Here is a 21188-nt window from a genome sequence, read left to right as displayed (position 1 = left end):
GGTACTTCACGACAGTGGAGTCAGGCACGGTCGCCCAGGTTACTGCGCGTCGGCGGTCAGGCCCGCGACCGGCCCGATCACGACGATCGCGGGCGGGCGGATGTTCTCCTCGCGGACCCGGGCCGCGACGGTCGCCAGATCGGCTCGCAGCACCCGCTGAGCGCGCGTGGTGCCCTCCTGGATCACGGTCACCGGGGTCTCGGCCGGCCTACCGCCCTCGGTGAGCACGGCGGCGAACTTCTCGATCCGCTCCACCGCCATCAGCAGCACCAGGGTGCCGCGCAGCTTCGCCAGGGCCGACCAGTCCACCAGCGAATCGGGGTGGTCCGGGGCGATGTGCCCGCTGACGACCACGAACTCGTGGGTGACGCCGCGGTGGGTCACCGGGATCCCGGCCGCGGACGGCACGGCGATCGCGCTGGTGATGCCCGGCACCACGGTGACCGGCACCCCGGCGGCCGCGCAGGCCTGCAGCTCCTCGAAGCCGCGGCCGAACACGTACGGGTCGCCGCCCTTGAGCCGGACCACGAACTTGCCGGCCTTGTAGCCGTCGATCAGCGCGGCGTTGATCGCCTCCTGCGCCATCGCGCGGCCGTACGGGATCTTCGCCGCATCGATGACCTCGACCTGGGGGCCGAGCTCGGCGAGCAGCTCGGGCGGCGCCAGCCGGTCCGCGACGACGACGTCGGCCCGGGCCAGCAGCCTGCGGCCGCGGACGGTGATCAGATCCGGGTCGCCGGGTCCGCCGCCGACCAGCGCGACGCCGGGCACGTGCGGCTCGGCGACGTCCACCACGCCACCGGACTGCAGGGCCTCGACCAGCGCGGTGCGCACCGCGGCCGAGCGGCGGTGGTCGCCGCCCGCCAGCACACCGAGCTCGAGCCCGTCGAAGGACGCGCTCGCGGGGGTGACGGCGGTGCCGTTGCGGGCACTGTCCGCGCGGACGCAGAAGATGCGGCTGCGCTCCGCCTCGGCGACGACGGCGGCGTTGGTGTCCGGCTCGTCGGTGCAGGCGATGGCGTACCAGGCGCCGTCCAGGTCGCCGTCGGCGTACGCGCGCAGGTCGATGGTGATCTGGCCGCCGGTGGCCATCGCCTCGACGGCGGGGGTGACGGCGCGGCTGACCACGTGCACCCTCGCCCCGCAGGCCACGAGCAGGCCCAGGCGCCGCTGTGCGACGGTGCCGCCACCCACGACGACCACCCGTCGATCGGTCAGGTTGAGCCCTACGAGGTAGTTGGGCTCGTCTCCGGCCGCTGCTGGCACTTCGTGCTCCTTGACTGGGGTATCGGGGGTCTTCGGGCTACCAAACATTACGGGCGACGGCAACGGTGACGCCATTGCGGGCGCGTTTGCGCACCAGCAGGTCGCCGCCGCCCGCGCCGAGGACCGCCGCGGCCTCGGCGACGCTCGGCGTCCCGACCTCGGCCGCGACCCGTCCTGACGGTGTCGGCACGTCCACGGCCGAGAGTTCGTCGGCCGTGAACCCGAGCACCGGTACACCCAGCTCGGCCGCCGCAATGGCGATCGAGGACTCGGTGGCCTTGCGTTCGAGGGTGGCCAGCGCGTGCAGCTCGGTCGGGTCGTCGACGACGGCGCTGATCGCGGCCAGCACGGTGTCGGGGTCCACCCCGTCGCGGGCACCGATGCCCACTACCAGTTCACCCATTGGATGCCTCGAAATCTCTTGCCGCGGAGACGAACCGGCGCACGGAGGCCGGGTTCCCCGCGGGATGGGTGTGTAGGTAGGAGGCGTGCACGCCGCCGCCCGCGAAGCCCTCCCGCGCCGACGTCCCCGCCGCCCGCCAGCCCCAGGCCGGGGCCCAGCCGTCCACCGAGGCCGACGTGAGCCGGGTCCGATGGAACTCGTGACCGACCACCCTCGTCCCCGGTTCGAACAGCACCGACTCCCCCAGCGCGACGGCCTCCCGGTAGCCCAGGGTCAGCGACTTTCCGAACTCCGCATCCACCCCGATCACCCCCGCCATCGGGTGCCCGTCGAGGCGGCGCGCCAGGTACAGCAGGCCCGCGCACTCGGCGTGGATCGGCATCCCGCGGCGCGCCAGTTCGCGGACGGTGGTGAGCAACGGGACGTTCGCCGCCAGCTCGGGCGCGTGCTCCTCCGGGAACCCGCCCGGCAGCACCAACGCGGCCGCGCCCTCGGGAAGCTGATCGACGGCGGGGTCGAAGGTGCACACCCGCGCGCCCGCCGCCTCCAGCAGCTCGCGATGCTCGGCATAGCCGAACGTGAACGCCGAGCCACCGGCCAGCGCCACCACGGGGGCGGGTCCCGGCGCGTCCATACCGGCCTCGTCCGCGGCATTCCAGTCCGGTGCGTCGACGCTCGAGCGGGCCAGCGCCCGCACGGCGGGCAGGTCCACGTGCCGCGCGATCAGCTCGGTCATCGCGTCCACCGCGTCGGTGGCCGCGCGGCCGTGCTCGACGGCGGTGATCAGTCCGAGATGCCGCGAGGGCACCGCCAGCTCCGCGAGCCGGGGCACCACCCCGAGCACCGGCACCCCGACCCGGTCACAGGCCTGGCGCAGCACCTGCTCGTGCCGCTCGCTGCCGACCCGGTTCAGGATCACCCCGCCGATCCGGACACCGCTGTCAAAGGTCGCGAAGCCGTGCAGCACCGCGGCCAGCGACTGACTGTGGCCGCGGGCGTCCACCACGAGAACGACCGGCGCGCCGAGCAGTCCGGCGACCTGGGCCGTCGACCCCTCCGCGGCGCCCTCGGGCGCCGGGTCCGCGATCTTGCCATCGAACAGGCCCATCACGCCCTCGACGACGGCGATGTCGCAGCCCGCGCTGCCGTGCCGGTATAGCGGGCCGACCCGGTCCGCGCCGACCAGCACCGGATCCAGGTTGCGTCCGACGCGGCCCGCGGCGAGGCCGTGATAGCCCGGGTCGATGTAGTCGGGCCCCACCTTGAACGGCGCCACCCGATCACCGGCCGCACGCAGTGCGCCGATCAGACCCGTTGCGACGGTGGTCTTTCCGCTGCCGGATGCGGGTGCCGCGATGACGACCGCCGGAACGGTGTTCACCACTCGATGCCCCGCTGGCCCTTGCGTCCGGCGTCCATGGGGTGCTTGATCTTGGTCATCTCGGTGACGAGGTCGGCCGCCTCGATCAGGGCCTGCGGCGCATCCCTGCCGGTGATCACCACGTGCTGGTTCCCCGGCCGCGCAGCCAGCACCTCGACCACCTCGTCGACGTCCACCCAGCCCCACTTGAGCGGGTAGGTGAACTCGTCGAGGACGTAGAACTTGTGCTCCTCGTTGGCGATCCGGCGGGCCACCTCGCGCCAGCCGTCCAACGCGACGCGGGCGTGGTCCTCGTCCTCGCCCTTCTTGCGGGTCCAGGACCAGCCCTCGCCCATCTTGTGCCACTGCACCGGTCCGCCGATGCCGGTGGACTCGTGCAGCTCGCCGAGCGCGCGGAACGCCGACTCCTCGCCGACCTTCCACTTCGCGCTCTTGACGAACTGGAACACCCCGATGTCGAAGCCCTGGTTCCAGGCTCGCAGCGCCATCCCGAACGCGGCGGTCGACTTCCCCTTGCCGGGACCCGTGTGCACGGCCAGCACCGGCGCGTTGCGGCGCTGCCGGGTGGTCAGGCCGTCGTCGGGGACGTTCTCGGGAAGCGGTACACCCTTGGGCATCGTCTCTTACTCCTCTTTCCGTTCTAGGCCGCGAGCTTCGAGGTACCGGCCCGGACCACACCGGCCACCTGCTCCGCCGAGAGCTCGCCGAGCCGGATGTAGGCGCCCCGCAGCGCGGTCGCCAGGTCGCGGGCCAGGCCCAGCCGCACCATGCCGGATTCGCAGTCCACCACCACCGAGGCCACCGACTCGCCCGCGAGCAGGGTCGCGGCCACCCGCGCCCGATGGACCGGGTCGGTCCCACCGGTCGCGCGGCCGTCGGTCAGCGCGACCACCATCGCCCGACGCTGGGGGTCGCGCACCTTCTCCCGCAACACCACCTCGCGGGCCTTCAGGAATCCTTGCGCCAGTGGAGATTTACCGCCGGTACGCAGCGAGCGCAGCCGCCGGACGGCGACGTCGACGGACGAGGTGGGCGGCAGCACCAGTTCGGCGGCGGCGCCCCGCACCGTGATCACCGCGACCTTGTCGCGGCGCTGGTAGGCGTCGCGCAGCAGCGAGACGACGGCGCCGGTGACCGCGGAGAGCCGGTCCCGCGCTGCCATCGAGCCGGACGCGTCGACCACGAAGACCACCAGGTTGCCCTCGCGGCCCTCGCGATGCGCCCCGCGGATATCGCCGGGCGCCAACAGCATCCGGCCTTCCCGCCGCCCGCGGGCGACCTGGTGCTCGGCGGCCGCGAACAGGGTGCCGACCAGGTGTAGCCCGCGCCCCTGTTCGGTGGTGGGCCGCACGGTCCGGCCCTGAGCGGAGCGTGAACGCGAGCGCCTGCCCGGCGCGCCCTCGCCGACGCCGGGGATGGTCAGCAGCCGGGTCTTGAACTGCGCGGAGGGCGCCGCGGCCTGGCGTTCGGGGGCGCGGGCCGGGCCGGGCCGTTCGGTCTCGCTCGACTCGGCGGACTGCTGGGCTTCGTCGGGGGTCGGTGCCCCGTCGGACTCGGGCTCGGGCGCGCCGCCACCGGGACCGTCGGGATCGGGCTCCGGCTCGGGTTCTGGCTGATTCGCCTGCTCGGCGGCGTCCCGCATCGCGTCCTCGAGCTGCTGCGGGTCCAGGCCCGGCTCGTCGAACGGGTCGCGGCGGCGGCGGTGCGGGAGCGTCAGCTCCGCGGCGATCCGCACGTCCTCCTCGGCGACGGCCTCCGCGCCGCGCCAGGCGGCGTGCGCGGTCGCCGTCCGGGCCAGCACCAGGTCGGCACGCATGCCGTCGACGTCGAAGGAGGCGCACAGCGCGGCGATGCGGCGCAGTTCGGTGTCGCTGAGTTCGATGGCGGGCAGGGCCGCCCTTGCCGCGGCGATGCGGCGGGCCAGCGCCGAGTCCTCGTCGGCGTACCGGGCCGCGAATCCGGCGGGGTCGGCCTCGAAATCGAGTCTGCGGCGCACCACCTGCATGCGGACGTCCACCTCGCGCGAGGCCGCCACGTCGACGGCGAGGCCGAAGCGGTCGAGCAGCTGCGGGCGGAGTTCGCCCTCCTCCGGGTTCATGGTCCCGACGAGGACGAATCGCGCGGGATGGGAGTGGGAGACGCCGTCGCGCTCGATGTGCACGCGACCCATCGCGGCGGCGTCGAGCAGCACGTCCACGAGGTGATCGTGCAGCAGGTTGACCTCGTCGACGTAGAGCACGCCGTCGTGGGCCGCGGCCAGCAGCCCGGGCTGGAAGGCCCGCTCCCCGTCCCGCAGCACCTTCTCCAGGTCCAGCGAGCCGACCACCCGGTCCTCGGTGGCGCCGACCGGCAGCTCCACCAGCCGGGCGGGCCTGCCACCGTTGCCGTCGTCGACGGGCGGCAGCAGCGCGGCGAGCGCGCGCACCACCGTCGACTTCGCGGTGCCCTTCTCGCCCCGCACCAGCACTCCCCCGATTCCGGGGTGCACGGCGCAGAGGGTCAGGGCGAGCCGGAGCGTGTCCTGACCGACGATCGCACTGAACGGAAAACCCGGTTCGGACCCGGTACCAGCTTGTGCCACAGCGTTTTTCCCTTCACTCCCCGGTGTCCACGCCGAGGGTTCGGACCTCTACCCGCTGCCGCGGCGATCTGACTCCGGTTCCGGACGTGGCCGGATCCATCACAGTGGCGGGACCGTGCCTGGTTCACACAGGACTTCCCCGCGGCAGGGATTGTCGGATCCTGACTCTAGACCTCGCGCCAGGGCTCGCCGCCACCGCGCCGCATCGGCACGTGCGGGATCCCGTCCTCGATGAACTCCTCGCCGTCGGGGGTGAACCCGTGCTTGGCGTACATGTCCACCAGGTGGCTCTGCGCGCTGAGCCGGCACGGCGCGGACCCGACCTCCGCGAGCGCCGTGCGCAGCAGCCTGGTGGTGTGCCCGTGCCCGCGCGCGTCCGGGTGGGTGCACAGCCGCCCGATGCGGTAGGAGCTGCCGTCGTCGTGCTCCTCCATCAGGCGGAGGGTGCACACGACCTGACCGTCCTGCTCGATCCACAGGTGCCTGGTGCCGGGGAGCAGGTCCCGCCCGTCCAATTCCGGGTACGGGCAGGCCTGCTCCACGACGAACACGTCGACCCGCAGTCTCAGCAGGTCATAGAGCGTGCGGAGGTCCAGATCGAGCGCCCAGGCGCGGTGCAGCGCCGCTGTTGCCGTCATACGGTGTGACTATCACACCGCGGCGGAGGCGGTCTCCTGAACGTCGGTGTCGAGTTCGAGCACGCGGCTGGACCAGTCCCAGACCTCGGTGAACAGCGACTTGTCGTCGGAGAGCTTCAGACCGAGCGAGGGCACCATCTGCTTGAGCTGCGGCTCCCAGGACGCGAACCGGTCCCCGAAGCAGCGCTTGAGCACATCGAGCATCGCCGGGACCGCGGTCGAGGCGCCGGGCGAGGCGCCGAGCAGACCGGCGATCGAGCCGTCCGCGGCGCTGATGACCGCGGTGCCGAACTCGAGCACGCCGCCCTTGCGCTTGTCGCGGCGGATCACCTGGACGCGCTGGCCGGCCGTGATCAGCTCCCAGTCCGCTCCGATTGCCTCGGGGACGAACTCGCGCATCGTCTCGATCCGACCCTCCGCGTTCTTCGCCAGCTCGCTGACCAGGTACTTGACCAGGCCGAGCTCGGAAACGCCGACGCCGAGCATGGACAGCAGGTTGTTCGGCTTGACCGAACCGGGCAGGTCGGTGACCCGCCCCTCCTTGAGGAACTTCGGCGACCAACCGGCGTACGGGCCGAACAGCAGGCCCGGCTTGCCACCGATGACGCGGGTGTCGAGGTGTGGGACCGACATCGGCGGGGCACCGACCGCGGCCTTGCCGTACACCTTCGCGCGGTGCTGATCGATCAGCTCCGGGTTGGTGCAGCGCAGGAAGGCACCGCTGACGGGGAAGCCGCCGAAACCCTTGGCTTCCTTGATGCCGGACTGCTGCAGCAGGTGCAGGGCGCCGCCGCCTGCTCCGACGAAGACGAACTTGGCGTTGACGACCTTGCGGCCGCCAGTGCGACGGTTGTGCACCTTGAGCTTCCAGCTGCCGTCGGACTGCTTCTTGATGCCGGTGACCTCGTGACCGAAGTGCACGGTGCCGCCCGAGGAGGCGACGTGGTTGAGCAGCTGCTTGGTCAGCGCGCCGAAGTCGACATCGGTGCCGCCCTCGGTCCAGTTCAGGGCGACGGGGTCGGAGTAGTCGCGACCCTTGGCCATCAGCGGCAGGCGGCGGGCGAACTCGTCCGCGCTGTCGGTGTACTCCATGCCGTTGAACAGCGTGTGTCCGGCGAGGGCGTCGTAGCGCGCCTTCAGGTACCTCACGTTGTCCGCCCCGTGCACGAAGCTCACGTGCGGGATGGGGTTGATGAATTCCTTGGGGGCGGTGAGGATGCCCTGTTCGAGCGCGTGTGCCCAGAACTGCCGGGAGACCTGAAACTGCTCGTTGACCGTGATCGCCTTGGCGATGTCGACGGAGCCGTCCTTGTTCTCGGGGGTGTAGTTGAGCTCACACAGAGCCGAGTGTCCGGTGCCCGCGTTGTTCCACGGGTCGCTGCTCTCCGCGGCGGCGGCGTCGAGCCGCTCGAACACGCTGATCGACCAATCCGGCTGTAGCTGCCGCAGGATGGCTCCGAGGGTCGCACTCATGATGCCCGCACCCACGAGCACTACATCGGTCTTGGTCTCTACCGCGTTGTTGTCTGACACTGGAAAATCGACTTCCTTGTCCATTGGCAGTGCGCAGTCGCGCCGACTGCAGCGGATAGGTTACCCGCGCGTACACGCGTCGTTCACCTCACCCAATTGTGCGCCACTGCGGGGGGCATTCCTGCGCATTACATTGTGATCTGTGACTACTTGGGCTCCCGACGTCCTCGGCGACGGATATCAGCAGTTGACCATCCCACTCGGAATCGATCCCGACGGTGAAGGTGAGATCGACGCCACACTCGTCAGGTACCAGCCAGAGGGCGGGATCGACCGCACGCCCGCGCGGGCCGTGCTCTACGTGCACGGGTTCACCGACTACTTCTTCCAGCACCACATGGCCGAACACTTCCACGACCAGGGCTACTCGTTCTTCGCCCTGGACCTGCGCAAATGCGGCCGCTCACTGAAGCAGGGCCAGACCCCGCACTTCGTCACCGACCTCGCCCTCTACGACGAGGAACTGGGCCGCGCGCTGGCACTGGTCCGCGAGCAGATCGGCGGCGGCACCGTCCTGCTGGTGGCGCACTCCACCGGCGGGCTGATCCTGCCGCTGTGGCTCGACCGGCTGAACAAGCGGCCAGGCGGCAGCGCAGGCGCAGGCATCGCCGGGCTGATCCTCAACAGCCCGTGGTTCGACCTGCAGGGCCCGTCGTACCTGCGCAGCGTCGGCACCGTGGCCGTCAAGGCCGTCGGCCGGGTCAAGGACCGGCTCGCCCTCAAGCAGCCGCCGATCGACGTCTATGGGCGCAGCCTGCACGTCGGGACGGGCGGCGAGTGGGACTACAACCTCGAGTGGAAGCCGATGACCGGGTTCCCGGTGACCTTCGGCTGGCTGCGCGCGATCCGCCACGGCCACGCGAAGCTGCACCGCGGGCTCGACGTCGGGGTGCCCTCGCTGATCCTGCGGTCCGAGAAGACGCACTACTCCTCCCGGTACACCGCCAAGTCCGACGAGGCCGACCTGGTGCTGGACGTGAGGCAGATCGCCCGCTGGGCGGGCTGCCTCGGCGACCGCACCACGATCGTGCCGATCGAGGGCGCCCGGCACGACGTCTTCCTCTCCACCGAGGTGCCGCGCAAGCAGGCCTTCGACGAGGTGGACCTGTGGCTGAACTGGCTCCACGGACACGGCGCATGAACCACTTCGACCTCGCGATCATCGGATCCGGTTCCGGCAACACCATTCTCGACGACCGGTACGCCGACATGCAGGTCGCGCTGCTCGAGGACGGCGTCTTCGGCGGCACATGCCTGAACGTCGGGTGCATCCCGACCAAGATGTTCGTCTACGCCGCCGAGGTCGCCCGCACCATCGAACAGTCGAGCAAGTACGGCATCGACTCGCGCATCGACAAGGTGCGCTGGCCCGACATCGTCAGCCGGGTTTTCGACCGGATCGACCCCATCTCGGCGGGCGGAGAGCGCTATCGGCGCGACGAGAGTCCGGGCACCACACTGTTTTCCGGCCACGCCAGGTTCATCGGACCGCGACGCCTGGAGACCGGGACCGGCGAGGTGATCACCGCGGACCAGGTGGTGATCGCGGCCGGATCGCGGCCGATCATCCCTGAGGCGGTGACCCGCAGCGGAGTCCGCTATTACACCAACGACAACATCATGCGGCTGCCGGAACTGCCCGAGCACCTGGTGATCATCGGCAGCGGGTTCATCGCCTCCGAGTTCGCCCACGTCTTCTCGGCATTCGGCAGCAAGGTCACGATCATCGGCCGCGGCAACCGCCTGCTGCGACACCTCGACGGCGACATCTCGGCACATTTCACCGCCCTCGCCCATGAGAAATGGGATGTGAGACTGGGCAATCCGGTGACGACCGTGCGCGGCGGCGACGGCAACGTCGAGGTGGAACTCGCGGATGGCAGCGTGGTCTCGGGCGACACCCTGCTGGTCGCGGTGGGGCGGGCCCCGAACGGCGACCGGCTCGGCGCCGAGACCGCGGGGGTCGACATCGACGACGAGGGACGGGTGCTCGTGGACCGGTTCCAGCGCACCACCGCGGAGGGCGTCTTCGCGCTCGGCGACGTGTCCTCGCCCTATCAGCTCAAGCACGTGGCGAACCACGAGGCCCGGGTGGTGCAGGAGAACCTGCTGCGCAACGCGTGGGCGGACGGCGCGGACCTGGTCCGCACCGATCACCGGTTCGTGCCGGCGGCGGTGTTCACCGACCCGCAGATCGCCGAGGTCGGGCTCACCGAGGAGCAGGCCCGCGATCAGGGCCTCGAAATCACGGTGAAGGTGCAGAAGTACTCAGACGTCGCCTACGGCTGGGCGATGGAGGACACCGAGGGCCTGTGCAAGGTGATCGCCGAGCGCGGCACCGGCAGGCTGCTGGGCGCCCACGTCATCGGCGCTCAGGCGCCCACTTTGATCCAGCCGCTGATCCAGGCGATGAGCTTCGGCCTGAGCGCCAAGGACATGGCCAGGGGCCAGTACTGGATCCACCCGGGTCTCCCCGAGGTCGTCGAGAACGCCCTACTGGGCCTCGAGTAGCCGGCTGCGCCGCCCGTGCGCGGTTGACGACTCCCAGGACTCGCTAACCGCGCACGGGCGCGGAGCGCCTACCAGCTGCTGGTACGGAGGACGATCTCGGTGGCCATCTCGGCGGCCGCGCCCTGCGGCACCGAGCCGACGCCGTCGAGCTGGACGACCCGGAAGTCGGAGTAGACGTGCCTGCCGCTGGTGTCGGCCATCGGCCGGCCCAGCGAGTTCCCGATCAGCAGCGTCGTCGGCATTTCCACGGGCGCACAACCGGACTCGCGCACGACACCCTCGAGATCCGGCACAGCAGGGTGCGGGCAGTCCGCCACGACCAGACTGGCGAACCGGCCGAAGGTCTTCGCGGCGAGCAGCCAGGCCAGCGCGGCACCCTCGCGGTTGCCTGCGAGGTTGACCCACGGCAGCTTCAGCGCGTCGAGCAGCGCGATGGCGCTGGTCTCGTCGAGTCCGTCGATCGACTCGGGCACGACCGTGCGCAGGTCGGAGTTGTGCAGTCGCTCGCACACCGCGTCGAACACGGATGCGGACTCCCCTGCACCAGGGAGCAGCAGCACCGTGTGCCTGCTCTCGGGGCCGGCGACGCGAACGGTGTAGGTGCCCTCCCCGACGGGAACTTGCGTCAATTCCATGGCTACGGACGGTACGCCATCGGGCCGCGCCCACGATCGCTTGCACACCGCACCCAAAGGTCCTATGGTTCATTACATGAGTAATGAACCAGTAAGCCTCGCGGGCGGCGGTTCCGGTGAACGACGACGGTAGGCCGCTGTTCCAGCAGATCGCCGAGCTCGTGGAGAACTCCATCATCGACGGATCGCTGCCGGAGGACGGCCAGGTTCCGTCCACGAACGAGCTCGCCGCCTTCCACCGGATCAACCCCGCGACGGCGGCGAAGGGGCTCGGGCAGCTCGTGGCCGAGGGGATTCTCTACAAGAAGCGAGGTATCGGGATGTTCGTCACGGAGGGCGCACGAGACGCGCTGCGATTCCGGCGCCGCGAGCACTTCGTGCGCCAGTACATCGAGCCGCTGATCGCGGAGGCCGACAAGCTCGGCATGTCGATCACCGAACTCAAGTCCATGCTCGACAACCGGGAGGAAAGCAGATGACCGTGACCGCCATCGATGCCGAACCGATCGTGTCGGTTCGCGGCCTGAGCAAGCGGTTCGGCGACGTCACCGCGCTCGACGACGTCTCCCTCACCATCGAGCCCGACAAGATCTACGGCCTGCTCGGCCGGAACGGCGCGGGCAAGACCACGCTGATGCAGATCCTGACCGGACAGGACACCCAGACATCCGGCGACGTGACGGTTCTCGGCGGCACACCCTTCGAGAACGCGCGGGTCCTGCGCAACATCTGCTTCATCAAGGAGAGCCAGACGTACGTCGACGACCTCCGAGTGAAGCACGTGCTCGCCGCCGCCGGGCATCTGATGCCCGGCTGGGACCGCGAGTTCGCCGACCGATTGCTCGACGATTTCCAGCTCCCGCTGTGCCGCAAGGTCAAGAAGCTGTCCAGGGGCATGAAGTCCACGCTCGGCGTGATCATCGGGCTCGCCGCGCGGGCACCGCTCACGCTGTTCGATGAGCCCTATCTGGGCCTCGACGCCGTCGCCCGGCACCTGTTCTACGACCGACTGCTCGCCGACTATGCCGAGCACCCCCGCACGATCGTGCTGTCCACGCACCTCATCGACGAGGTCAGCAACCTGCTCGAGCACGTCATCGTCGTCGACGGCGGGCGGATCATCGTCGATGACGACGCCGACGCGCTGCGCAGGCGGGCAGTGGTCGCGACCGGGCCGGCCGAGGCCGTCGACGCGTTCGCAGCGGGCGCCCGGGTGCTGCATCGCGAATCGCTGGGTTCGCAGGCCCGCACCACGGTCGAGCGCACGGCGACCGAGCCCGAGCGCGCCCTGCTGCGCGCGGCGGGTGTCGAGCTCGAACCCGTATCGCTGCAGGACCTCGTCATCGCGACCACCACCGGAGCACTGGAGATCACCGCATGACCACCCAGACCGCAACCACTACGATGACACCGCCGCGCACCGAGCCGGGCTCCGACTCCCGGATCGGCGCCGTCCTCCGCGTGCACACCGTGGCGTGGCCGCTGCTGATCGCCTGGCCTGTCGCCATCCTCGCCTCCTCCTTCCTGATCAGCTACACGATCTACTTCCTGGTCGACAACGATCAGGAAGAGGGTTTCACCGGCAGCGTCTTCTCCGTATACGGGTTCGTGCTGGCGTTCTACCTGCAGGCGATGGCCCAGACCTTCCCCTTCACGCTCGGCATGAGCGTGACTCGTCGCGAGTTCTTCTCCGCCACAGCGCTGTTGGCGCTCGCTCAGTCGGCGGTGTTCGCCGCGGCGCTCTACCTGCTGTCGGTGGTGGAGGCCGCCACCGACGGGTGGGGCGTGTGGATGCGGATGTTCGGCCTGGCCGACTACCTCACCGACAACCCGCTGCTGCAGTTCCTGACCATCTTCTCGACGCTGCTGCTGACCACGGCGATCGCGATTGCCGCCGGCGCGATCTACCAGCGCTGGCGGGCAACGGGACTACTGGCCGCCGGAGTCGGGGTCCTCGGCCTCGGTGGTATCGCCGCGATCGTGATCACCTGGGCGCGGTGGTGGCCCGCGGTGGGCGACTGGTTCGCCGACTCGCCGCGGGCCCTGCCGCTGGTGGCGCTGCCCCTGACCGGCACCGCGATCGCGATAGCGGTCGCCTGGCTTGCGCTGCGTCGGGCGACCCCGTGACGTCCCGCGATCAGCGAACTGGGTCCACCACCGCGCGGCCGTGCGTGACCACCGGAAGATCCCGCGGCGCACCGCCGTTGATGATTTCCTCGATCGCGTCCACGTCGAGGTGCCGCTCCACCAGGTCGGCCAGCAGGTCCAGCTGCGCGGTCCGCTCCGCCGCCACCGAGGTGTCGGGCGCGACCGTGAACGGCCGCCCGGTGACGGCCGCGACCCGGGTCAGGAACCCGCGACGGAACTCGTCCGACTCGAGCAGACCGTGCCAGTGGGTGCCGAACACCTGCCCACGGACGCTGCCCTCCGGCTCGCCGTCCGCGCCGAGCAGCAGCGGCGGGTCTGCGTTGCGGACGACCCGCCCGTGGTGGATCTCGTAGCCGGACACCGCAACCGAGTCGGCGGTCCCGGTGACCTGCCGCAGCACCTTCTCGGGCGCGAACTCGATCTCCATGTCCAGCAGGCCCAACCCGTCCACCGTCCCCGCGCCCGATTCGACGTCGTCGACGATGGTGCGCCCGAGCATCTGGTACCCGCCGCAGATGCCGAGGGTCGGCAGCCCAGCCGCGGCCCGCGCGTCCAGCGCGTCCGCGATCCCGCTCGAGCGCAACCAGGCCAGGTCCGAGACGGTGGACTTGCTGCCGGGGATCACCACCAGGTCGGCATCCTGCAGCCGCGACGGCTCGCCGACCCAGTGCACCGAGACGCCGGGTTCGCAGGCCAGGGCCTCCACGTCGGTCGCGTTGGACACCCGCGGCAGTCGCACCGCGGCCACCCGCAGCCACCCCTGACCCGCCGGCGCGGCGGGCCTGCCTACCGGGGCGTCCACGACCGTGGACAGCGAGTCCTCGGCGTCGATCCAGAGTCCCTCGGCGAACGGCACCACGCCGAGGGTGGGGCGTCCGGTCATCTCCCGCAGCTGGACCAGGCCGGGCTCCAGCAGACCCACATCGCCGCGGAACTTGTTGATCACGAAACCGGCGATCAGTGCCTGGTCCTCGGGTGAGAGCACGGCGAGGGTGCCGAACAGGTGCGCCAGCACGCCCCCGCGGTCGATGTCCCCGACCACGATCACCGGGAGCGAAGCCGCCCGCGCCAGCCCCATGTTCGCCAGGTCCGTCGCACGCAGGTTGATCTCCGCGGGCGATCCGGCGCCCTCGCAGATCACCACGTCGAATTCCGCTCGCAGCGAAGACAACTCGTCGGCGACGACGCCCCGGAGCCACTCCCGATGCTCGATGTAGTCGCGGGCCCCCACGTTGGTCACCGCCCGACCGCGGACCACCAGCTGCGAGGTCCGGTCGCTGCCCGGCTTGAGCAGCACCGGGTTGAAGCGCACGCTCGGCTCGAGCCCGCAGGCCCGCGCCTGCAGTGCCTGCGCCCGCCCGATCTCGCCGCCGTCGAGGGTGACGACCGAGTTGTTGGACATGTTCTGCGCCTTGAACGGCGCGACCGACACCCCGCGCCGGGCCAGCATCCGGCACAACCCGGCGACCAGCACGCTCTTGCCCGCGTCGGAGGTCGTTCCGGCGACGAGCAGCGCACCCTTCACGACCGGGGCGGGCCCCGACATCATGGCAGCGTGAGAATTTCCGCGCCCGTGTCGGTGACGACGATGGTGTGCTCGAACTGGGCCGTCCACTTGCGGTCCTTGGTGACGACGGTCCAGCCGTCGTCCCAGATGTCGTAGTCGACGGTGCCGAGGTTGATCATCGGCTCGATGGTGAACACCATGCCCGGTTCGATGACGGTGTCCACGTTCGGCTGGTCGTAGTGCAGGATGACCAACCCGTTGTGGAAGGTCTCGCCGATGCCGTGGCCGGTGAAGTCCCGCACCACGCCGTAGCCGAAGCGGTTGGCGTAGGCCTCGATGACCCGCCCGATGACGTTGAGCTCGCGGCCGGGCTTGACCGCCTTGATGGCGCGCATCGTCGCCTCGTGGGTGCGCTCGACGAGCAGGCGGTTCTCCTCGGACACGTCACCGGCCAGGAAGGTGGCGTTGGTGTCGCCGTGCACCCCGCCGATGTACGCAGTCACGTCGATGTTGACGATGTCGCCGTCCTGGATCACCGTCGAGTCGGGGATGCCGTGGCAGATGACCTCGTTCAGCGAGGTGCAGCAGGACTTGGGGAAGTCCTTGTAGCCCAGCGTGGACGGGTAGGCGCCGTGGTCGATCATGTACTCGTGCGCGATTCGGTCGAGCGCGTCGGTGGTGACGCCCGGCGCGACCGCCTTGCCCGCCTCCTGCAGGGCCTGCGCGGCGATCTTGCTCGCCACCCGCATGGCCTCGATGGTCTCCTGCGTCTGCACCCACGGCTCGTTGCCCTCGTTGACGGTCGGCTTCCACGCATACTCCGGCCGCTCGATATTGGCGGGGACGGCGAGCGTCGCGGAGACGGTTCCGGGGCTGAGCTGGGTGCGAACTGGCATACGGACAAGGGTAGACGCACCGCGTGGGCACACCGTCAGACCCACCGCGTCGCGTCCTGCCGCGGCGCGGACCATGTCGTACCGAGGTCACCCCTGCTTGGGCACCCAGTGATCGACCTCCAACTCGAAATCGTGTTTGAGCTCGCCGTACGCCGCGCGAAGGGCGTCTTCACCCTCCCCGTATCGCTTGATGGCCGTGTCGCGTGCCTCCGCGAAGACCACCTGCGCCTCCTTGGACGATCGCCGCACTGTCTGTGGGAGCTCGGTCCGGTTCACCGCTGCCCCTCCTCCGTCGGTCGAGGCCGTCATTTCTTGCCCCTCGATTGTCCGCCCGTCGACACCTCAGCGAAAGCGCCGGTCCGAACTACACAGGTCGACTGACACGCCCGGGGAATCCCCACGCTGTCGCCGCCAGGTGGTACCAACGGAGGCAGGATGCCGATCGCCCCGACCCGGAGGTAGCACCATGGCCTGCGCCGCGTGTGCCGACAGTCTCGACCACTGTCACGGAACCCTGATCGTGCACCGGACCGACCCCGCCGAGTGCACCGAAGAGCAGTGCGCTGACCTGACCGCGATGCGGCACCCGCTGGTGCTGGACTGCGGCGACGTCCCGCTCGGCTGCCGCTGCGCGGATTCGGCCGGGCAGTCGTCGCGCGCGTCGTAGGAATCCGATGACCATCGACCCCGTCGCCGGCGACGACGGCAGACACGAGACCGAGACCGAGCGCCTCGACCGCAACTGGGCGAGCATCCTGCAAGAGTTGCGGGTGACGCAGACCGGTGTCCAACTGCTGACCGGCTTCCTCCTGATCCTGCCGTTCCAGGAGCGGTTCGCGGAGCTGTCGACCTACGAACGGGGCGTCTACCTCGCCACCGTGTTCTTCTCGATCGCCGCCACCGTGCTGTTGATCGCCCCCGTGGGGTTCCACCGGATCCTGTTCCGCAGACGGAAGCTGGACACCATCGTCTCGACGGCGCACCGCCTCGAACTCAGCGGGCTGGTGATGCTGGGACTCGCCCTCACCGGCGTGGTGATGCTGATCGCCGGAACCGTCGTCAACTCGGTCGTCGGGGCCGTTGCCGCCGGCTGCACGGCCATGGCGTTCGCCTACTTCTGGATCGTCCTCCCGCTCACCTACCGACGCGACTGACCCTTTCGGCGGTGTTCGGCTAGTGCTTGAATTGAGCTGAAGTCAGGACCTTTCCGATTCCACGGATCCGAGATGGTATTGATGCCCGAAGTTGGGCGTTCCCCCGCATGAATCACCCCGTGTGCCCGTCCATGGGTGTGGAAGAGGAATTCCTGCTGGTAGACCCGGACACGGGTCTCCCGCAGATGCGGAACTCGGCGGTGATCTCCAGCGCCACCGAACTCGGGGTGTCGCTCCAACTCGAGCTCTCGCAGTGCCAGATCGAAACCAATTCCCCGGTGTGCTGGGACAGCAACGGGCTGCGCACCCACCTGCTCGAGGCCCGCAGGCTCGCGGCCGCCGCGGCCGCCCGCAACGGCAGCAGGCTGCTCGCAACAGGCACGCTGCCCGCGGGTCCCGCCCGGATGCCGGTGAGCGACTGTGACCGCTACCGCGCCATGGCGAAGCGGTTCGGCACCCTCGCCCTGGAACAGGGCATCTGCGGCTGCCACGTGCACGTCGACGTGCCCGACCGGGAGAGCAGGGTGCAGGTCTGCAACCAGGTTCGGCCCTGGCTCCCGACGCTGCTGGCGCTGAGCGCCAACTCGCCGCTGCACCGGGGGATCGACAGCGGCTTCGCGAGCTGGCGGACGATCCTGTGGTCGAGGTGGCCGGTTTCCGGCCCGCCGCCGTACTTCGAGTCGGCCGATGCGTACGACGAACTGGTCGCGATGCTGGTCGACTGCGACTGCCTCCTGGACGAGCGCATGGTCTATTGGGACATCCGCCCCTCCTCCCACCTGCCCACCGTCGAGGTCCGGGTCTGCGACGTGATGCCCACCGTGGACCAGACGGTGCTGATCGCGACGCTGGTGCGGGCCCTGGTCATGACGGCGGTGTCTGCCGTCGAGCGGGGGGACGACCCGCCCGACGTCGAGCTGGCGACGCTCCGGATCGCCAACTGGATGGCCGCCCGAGACGGCCTGTCCGGTCTCGGCCTCGACCCGCGAACTGCGCAGCCCGTCCCCTGCACGCGCCGGGTCGAGCTCCTGCTCGACCACGTGCGGGATGCGCTCGACGAGCTCGGGGAGGGCCGCCGTGTCGAGGCGGCCCTCAGGTGTGAGCTCGAGCGGGGCAATGGCGCGATCTGGCAGCGAAACGCGTTCGCGAACAGCCGCAGCATCGGCGAGGTGGTGCGGTCCGCGACGGAACGGACCCTCGAGCACTGCGAGCCCCTACCGGCGTAGTCGCGCCCGCAGGCGTCAGAACGTGGTGTTGATCGGTCCCGGGGTCCACAGCCCGGATCGCGGCGTGGTCGTGACGTCGAGGGTCGCGGGATCGGCCGTCGGGTCGAGCGACGTGAACTGCTCGATCTCGCCCCAGTCCCGACCCCAGTCCTGATCCAGATATGACGGGATGGTCCTGGCGGCCAGCAGCATCTGCGTCCAGCCGAGCGGTCCGCCGCCGAAGTGGTCCTGCCACAGGTTCGTCGTCATGGCGCCGATCCGGTCCGGGAGGATGCGGTACTCGGGGACCTCGGCCACGCCGTCGCGATGGTCGAACGGTCGCTGACACGGGAACGCCAGCCCGACCGACCAGTCGACCAGCACGGGTGTCTGCGACCCCACCACCGAGTTGAGCGTCTGCGTCTGCGGTACCCGCGGCGGGGTCACCGCGAGCCACTGCTTGGGATCCCGGTCGTTGTCGGACGCGACGATCCGGACCACGTCGGCCTCGACGGGCAGCGCGTCGAGCGGGACCCGGAGGTTGCGCCAGGACGGCGCGGGACCGGGGTCGAGCGGGGCCACCGTGCCGAGGGCGACCGCCGCGCCGTCGCCCTGTCCCCTGCCGTACTCGAGCTCGAGATCCTGCCCTTCGGTGACGATTCCGTCGGCGTCGACGGATCGGATCCGGCCGGCGGCGGCGATCGAGATGAGGTCACCCCGCGAACCGTCGGAGCCGACGGGCGGGAGCCGGTACCAGCCGGTCGTCAATGTGGCGACGCCGCCGGCCAGGTGACTGCCGAGCACCGGGGTGGTCGCCGGATCGAGGCCGTACGGCAGGGCCACCGCGCTGCCGTTGAGGCCGACCCGTCCGGCCCCGCCCGCCGTGCCCGCCGCGTTGCCCGACTTCGCCTGGTTGTCGTTCGAATCGACCGAGTTCGCCGTGACCGAATCCGACGATTCCTTGTCGGCGCTCAGGTCGGCGGCGACACCGTTCGGCTCGAAGCCGACCGTGCCCGGTCCGGCCAGGCCGGTCGCGGGGCCACCCGAGAGCGGTTGCAGCATGGAGGCATTCGGGTCGGTCTCGAGCAAGACGTCGTTGGCGAGACCGCAGACCTGGCCGCCGAGCGCGTTGAAGTTCGCACGGCCGACGGAGTACGCCGGGTACTGCGCGACGGCGCCCTTGGCGAGCGAGAGGACCTCGAAGAGCACCATCGCCGCCGCGGCGACGGTGAGCGGAGGAATAGCCCAGAGCCGACTGGTCCGCCCCGAACCGTTGCCGGCGTGCGGCTCTCGGACGTGACACCAGACCGCGACGAGCAGCATCGCCATCGTGGCGCCGAGCAGCATGGTGCCCGCGCCCAGCCCTCCGATGGAGACCGGCTTGTCCCACCACGGCACGCTGTAGCTCGAGACGTACCACCAGCCGTTGCTGCCGGTGAACGACATGGCGAGCACGAACAGCACGGCCGCGGCGAACAGCGCACGGTTGCGAGGCGACCGCAGGACGTGGACGCTCACGGCGACCGTGGTCAGCACGGCGACCGCCCCGGCCAGTCCCGCGTAGATCCCCAGGTGGTGCGTCCACTTCGTCGGGGTGAACATCATCAGCACCATGGCGCCGAGGGTGATCCCGAGGATCCGGCGCGCCGGTCCGGCGGCGGTACCGGGGATGCGGCCACCCTTGCGGAGCATCGCCAGGATGCTCACGGCGACGCCGAGAATCATGATGAAGATGCCGAACCGCCGCGCGAGCGATCCGTCGGGCGAGATGTTCAGCAGCCACTGGTAACGCAGGTACTCGTCGAACCACTTCTCGTTGGGCCCCGCGACCTCGTGCACGCGCTGCATCTCGAAGACCGCCGCCAACGTCTGGTCCGCGAAGATCACCGCCAGGATCGCGGTGCCCGACGCGAGGAGCGGCAGCAGCAGCGCGAGATATCCGACCTCCTTCGCGCGCGCGACGACGACCTGGCCGATGGGGCGCAGTCCGGCGATCAGCGCGGCGAAGCAGATGATCCCCGAGGGGCCGACCGAGAGGGTCATGGCGGCGACCAGGATCGCGCCCGCGGCGGGGAGCAGCCGTCGGGTGGCGATGGCGCGCTCGACCGAGCACCAGGTCAGCAGCACGCCCGCCGCGACGATCGGTTCGGGGCGCAGCCCGTTGTTGTACGGGAGCCAGACGGCGAGGAAGACCAGACCGCCGGTCCACAGGGCCAGCCGGTTGGCCCGCGCCGCCGCGCCGAGGCGCGGCACCACCTCACGGCTGAGCACCAGCCAGGTCACGATGCCCGCGATCAGCGCGGGCAGCCGGACGAAGGGGCTCGCGGGCGTGATGTGGGCGAGCAGCCCGAACACCTCGTAATACGGCGTCCCGAAGGGTGTTTCGGGCACCCCGTAGTACCGGAAGTAGTTCGCCATGTAGCCGGCCCGCTCGGCGGCGCGGGCCATCGTGAACTGATAGCCGTCGTCCGAAGTGGTCGCGCCGATGAAGTGCCACAGAACCAGGGTGCCGATGATCACGGCGTCCACCACGCCGAACTTCCACCAGCGTGCGGGCAGGAACCTGCGCGAGCGCCTGCCGTCGACGCGGTCGAGGCGGTGCAGGGCGAGGAGGGAGGCGAGCATCGCCAGCACGCCGACGACCATCGCGATCAGCTTGAGCGTCGACGGCGTCGAGGTGAAGCGCGAGTCGAGTTCCGCGGTGACCTGGAGGCCGGCGGGCGCCGCACCGTCCAGATCGGTGAACACCCCGACCATCTGGGGACGGAGGTCGCCCTCGTGCACGGTCGGCGCGATCCCGGAACCGGTGATCTCGGCGGTGGTCCTCGTCGCGTCGGAGGACACCGCGATCGCGCAGTCGCCGCCCGCGAGCCGGTCGAGCGGCGCGGACAGCAACACCGTGTCGCGCAGGACCACCTCGATGCGGCCGGGATCATCCGCGCCCGCGGGCGTGACCTTGGCCACGAGGCCGTAGCGCTCGACGTCGGGGGCACCGTTCGGGGCAGTGGCGACGAGGGTGCCGCCCTGCCCCACCAGCGGGCCGATGGCCGTGCAGGGGATCGCGACGTCGAGGCTCACCGGCGAGTACGAGACGAGCGGCGCCGAGACGCTGCGCGCCAGGTCCTGCTGCGGCCATGAGAGCACCGTCTCGTCCGTCACGACGGGCAGCAGCGGCACCGACAGGGTGAGGAGCATGCCGATCAGGCCCGTGACGATCGCGGTCCAGCGGGCGCCGCGGAGCGAGGACTTCCCGTGCGCCTCGTGGGGAGGGATCTCCGGACCGTTTGCCGATGCGGGTCTCGTCGCCACGATGCTGTCAACCACGGGTTC

The 21188-nt window shown here is 70.3% G+C and carries 20 protein-coding genes; 8 read left to right on the top strand and 12 right to left on the bottom strand.

Features of this window, described 5'->3' with window-relative positions; genetic code table 11:
- Positions 1–39: 39 nt before the first annotated feature.
- The 7 genes from cobA to mqo all read right to left on the bottom strand — a co-directional run bounded on the left by cobA (position 40) and on the right by mqo (position 7826).
- The gene (gene cobA / locus C8K38_RS17740; protein ID WP_097212736.1) at positions 40–1266 is read right to left on the bottom strand and encodes a uroporphyrinogen-III C-methyltransferase; all 1227 of its coding nucleotides are present in this window, start codon (positions 1264–1266) and stop codon (positions 40–42) included.
- 37 nt (positions 1267–1303) lie between these two features.
- Entirely contained in the window at positions 1304–1669 is a 366-nt protein-coding gene (locus tag C8K38_RS17735; RefSeq protein WP_097212735.1) for a cobalamin biosynthesis protein, read from the bottom strand.
- On the bottom strand, positions 1662–3053 hold the full coding sequence (locus tag C8K38_RS17730; RefSeq protein ID WP_097212734.1) for a cobyrinate a,c-diamide synthase: 1392 nt from the start codon (positions 3051–3053) through the stop codon (positions 1662–1664). The genes C8K38_RS17735 and C8K38_RS17730 overlap by 8 nt, the downstream gene beginning before the upstream one ends.
- Positions 3047–3667, bottom strand: a complete 621-nt coding sequence (cobO, locus tag C8K38_RS17725; RefSeq protein ID WP_097212733.1) for a cob(I)yrinic acid a,c-diamide adenosyltransferase — start codon at positions 3665–3667, stop codon at positions 3047–3049. Before cobO ends, C8K38_RS17730 begins: the two co-directional genes overlap by 7 nt.
- A 23-nt stretch (positions 3668–3690) precedes the next feature.
- Positions 3691–5631, bottom strand: coding sequence for a magnesium chelatase subunit D family protein (locus C8K38_RS17720; RefSeq protein WP_097212732.1), 1941 nt, complete (start codon positions 5629–5631; stop codon positions 3691–3693).
- A 167-nt stretch (positions 5632–5798) separates the two neighbouring features.
- Entirely contained in the window at positions 5799–6269 is a 471-nt protein-coding gene (locus tag C8K38_RS17715; RefSeq protein WP_097212731.1) for a GNAT family N-acetyltransferase, read from the bottom strand.
- Between the two features lie 12 nt (positions 6270–6281).
- Positions 6282–7826, bottom strand: a complete 1545-nt coding sequence (gene mqo / locus C8K38_RS17710) for a malate dehydrogenase (quinone) (protein ID WP_097212730.1) — start codon at positions 7824–7826, stop codon at positions 6282–6284.
- A gap of 118 nt (positions 7827–7944) precedes the next feature.
- On the opposite strand from mqo, the gene C8K38_RS17705 reads away from it, so the two are divergent.
- Together C8K38_RS17705 and mtr are read left to right on the top strand one after the other, a co-directional pair.
- A complete protein-coding gene (locus tag C8K38_RS17705; RefSeq protein ID WP_097212729.1) occupies positions 7945–8943 on the top strand; it encodes an alpha/beta hydrolase in 999 nt (332 codons plus the stop codon).
- The gene (gene mtr / locus C8K38_RS17700) at positions 8940–10313 is read left to right on the top strand and encodes a mycothione reductase (protein WP_097212728.1); all 1374 of its coding nucleotides are present in this window, start codon (positions 8940–8942) and stop codon (positions 10311–10313) included. The genes C8K38_RS17705 and mtr overlap by 4 nt, the downstream gene beginning before the upstream one ends.
- Positions 10314–10381: 68 nt before the next feature.
- On the opposite strand, the gene C8K38_RS17695 is transcribed toward mtr, so the two are convergent.
- A complete protein-coding gene (locus C8K38_RS17695) occupies positions 10382–10948 on the bottom strand; it encodes a hypothetical protein (RefSeq protein ID WP_097212727.1) in 567 nt (188 codons plus the stop codon).
- 116 nt (positions 10949–11064) lie between these two features.
- Here C8K38_RS17695 and C8K38_RS17690 point away from each other — a divergent pair, with 116 nt between their 5' ends.
- Genes C8K38_RS17690 through C8K38_RS17680 form a run of 3 tightly spaced genes read left to right on the top strand, consistent with a single transcriptional unit; the run spans position 11065 to position 13075 of the window.
- Entirely contained in the window at positions 11065–11427 is a 363-nt protein-coding gene (locus C8K38_RS17690; protein WP_097212726.1) for a GntR family transcriptional regulator, read from the top strand.
- Positions 11424–12329 carry an ABC transporter ATP-binding protein gene (locus tag C8K38_RS17685; protein WP_097212725.1) on the top strand — a complete coding sequence of 302 codons (906 nt, stop codon included), beginning with the start codon at positions 11424–11426 and terminating at the stop codon, positions 12327–12329. Before C8K38_RS17690 ends, C8K38_RS17685 begins: the two co-directional genes overlap by 4 nt.
- Positions 12326–13075, top strand: coding sequence for an ABC transporter permease (locus C8K38_RS17680; protein WP_257017555.1), 750 nt, complete (start codon positions 12326–12328; stop codon positions 13073–13075). The genes C8K38_RS17685 and C8K38_RS17680 overlap by 4 nt, the downstream gene beginning before the upstream one ends.
- Positions 13076–13085: 10 nt before the next feature.
- On the opposite strand, the gene C8K38_RS17675 is transcribed toward C8K38_RS17680, so the two are convergent.
- The 3 genes from C8K38_RS17675 to C8K38_RS17665 all read right to left on the bottom strand — a co-directional run bounded on the left by C8K38_RS17675 (position 13086) and on the right by C8K38_RS17665 (position 15775).
- Positions 13086–14642 carry a cobyric acid synthase gene (locus C8K38_RS17675; protein WP_097212724.1) on the bottom strand — a complete coding sequence of 519 codons (1557 nt, stop codon included), beginning with the start codon at positions 14640–14642 and terminating at the stop codon, positions 13086–13088.
- Positions 14642–15499 carry a type I methionyl aminopeptidase gene (gene map, locus C8K38_RS17670; RefSeq protein ID WP_097212723.1) on the bottom strand — a complete coding sequence of 286 codons (858 nt, stop codon included), beginning with the start codon at positions 15497–15499 and terminating at the stop codon, positions 14642–14644. The genes C8K38_RS17675 and map overlap by 1 nt, the downstream gene beginning before the upstream one ends.
- Before the next feature lie 87 nt (positions 15500–15586).
- On the bottom strand, positions 15587–15775 hold the full coding sequence (locus tag C8K38_RS17665) for a ChaB family protein (RefSeq protein WP_097212804.1): 189 nt from the start codon (positions 15773–15775) through the stop codon (positions 15587–15589).
- A 190-nt stretch (positions 15776–15965) separates the two neighbouring features.
- Between C8K38_RS17665 and C8K38_RS17660 the strand changes: the two genes are divergently transcribed.
- The 3 genes from C8K38_RS17660 (at position 15966) to C8K38_RS17650 (ending at position 17879) form a co-directional block, all read left to right on the top strand.
- Entirely contained in the window at positions 15966–16166 is a 201-nt protein-coding gene (locus C8K38_RS17660) for a hypothetical protein (protein ID WP_097212722.1), read from the top strand.
- 7 nt (positions 16167–16173) lie between these two features.
- Positions 16174–16653, top strand: coding sequence for a DUF6328 family protein (locus C8K38_RS17655; RefSeq protein ID WP_097212721.1), 480 nt, complete (start codon positions 16174–16176; stop codon positions 16651–16653).
- 131 nt (positions 16654–16784) lie between these two features.
- The gene (locus tag C8K38_RS17650) at positions 16785–17879 is read left to right on the top strand and encodes a carboxylate-amine ligase (RefSeq protein ID WP_097212720.1); all 1095 of its coding nucleotides are present in this window, start codon (positions 16785–16787) and stop codon (positions 17877–17879) included.
- Between the two features lie 15 nt (positions 17880–17894).
- Here C8K38_RS17650 and C8K38_RS17645 read toward each other — a convergent pair whose 3' ends face one another.
- Positions 17895–21182, bottom strand: a complete 3288-nt coding sequence (locus C8K38_RS17645; RefSeq protein WP_373560268.1) for an arabinosyltransferase domain-containing protein — start codon at positions 21180–21182, stop codon at positions 17895–17897.
- Positions 21183–21188: the final 6 nt, after the last annotated feature.

The organism is Rhodococcus sp. OK611, assembly GCF_003050885.1.
Taxonomy (GTDB): domain Bacteria; phylum Actinomycetota; class Actinomycetes; order Mycobacteriales; family Mycobacteriaceae; genus Rhodococcus_G; species Rhodococcus_G oryzae.
This window is presented reverse-complemented; position numbering and strand designations above follow the sequence as displayed.

Coding starts and splice junctions, on each gene's coding strand:
- C8K38_RS17735 (WP_097212735.1), bottom strand. CDS start 1,669: ATGGGTGAACTGGTAGTGGGCATCGGTGCCCGCGACGGGGTGGACCCC.
- C8K38_RS17685 (WP_097212725.1), top strand. CDS start 11,424: ATGACCGTGACCGCCATCGATGCCGAACCGATCGTGTCGGTTCGCGGC.
- C8K38_RS17675 (WP_097212724.1), bottom strand. CDS start 14,642: ATGTCGGGGCCCGCCCCGGTCGTGAAGGGTGCGCTGCTCGTCGCCGGA.
- C8K38_RS17655 (WP_097212721.1), top strand. CDS start 16,174: ATGACCATCGACCCCGTCGCCGGCGACGACGGCAGACACGAGACCGAG.
- map (WP_097212723.1), bottom strand. CDS start 15,499: ATGCCAGTTCGCACCCAGCTCAGCCCCGGAACCGTCTCCGCGACGCTC.
- mtr (WP_097212728.1), top strand. CDS start 8,940: ATGAACCACTTCGACCTCGCGATCATCGGATCCGGTTCCGGCAACACC.
- C8K38_RS17715 (WP_097212731.1), bottom strand. CDS start 6,269: ATGACGGCAACAGCGGCGCTGCACCGCGCCTGGGCGCTCGATCTGGAC.
- C8K38_RS17650 (WP_097212720.1), top strand. CDS start 16,785: ATGGGTGTGGAAGAGGAATTCCTGCTGGTAGACCCGGACACGGGTCTC.
- mqo (WP_097212730.1), bottom strand. CDS start 7,826: ATGGACAAGGAAGTCGATTTTCCAGTGTCAGACAACAACGCGGTAGAG.
- C8K38_RS17660 (WP_097212722.1), top strand. CDS start 15,966: ATGGCCTGCGCCGCGTGTGCCGACAGTCTCGACCACTGTCACGGAACC.
- C8K38_RS17680 (WP_257017555.1), top strand. CDS start 12,326: ATGACCACCCAGACCGCAACCACTACGATGACACCGCCGCGCACCGAG.
- cobO (WP_097212733.1), bottom strand. CDS start 3,667: ATGCCCAAGGGTGTACCGCTTCCCGAGAACGTCCCCGACGACGGCCTG.
- C8K38_RS17695 (WP_097212727.1), bottom strand. CDS start 10,948: ATGGAATTGACGCAAGTTCCCGTCGGGGAGGGCACCTACACCGTTCGC.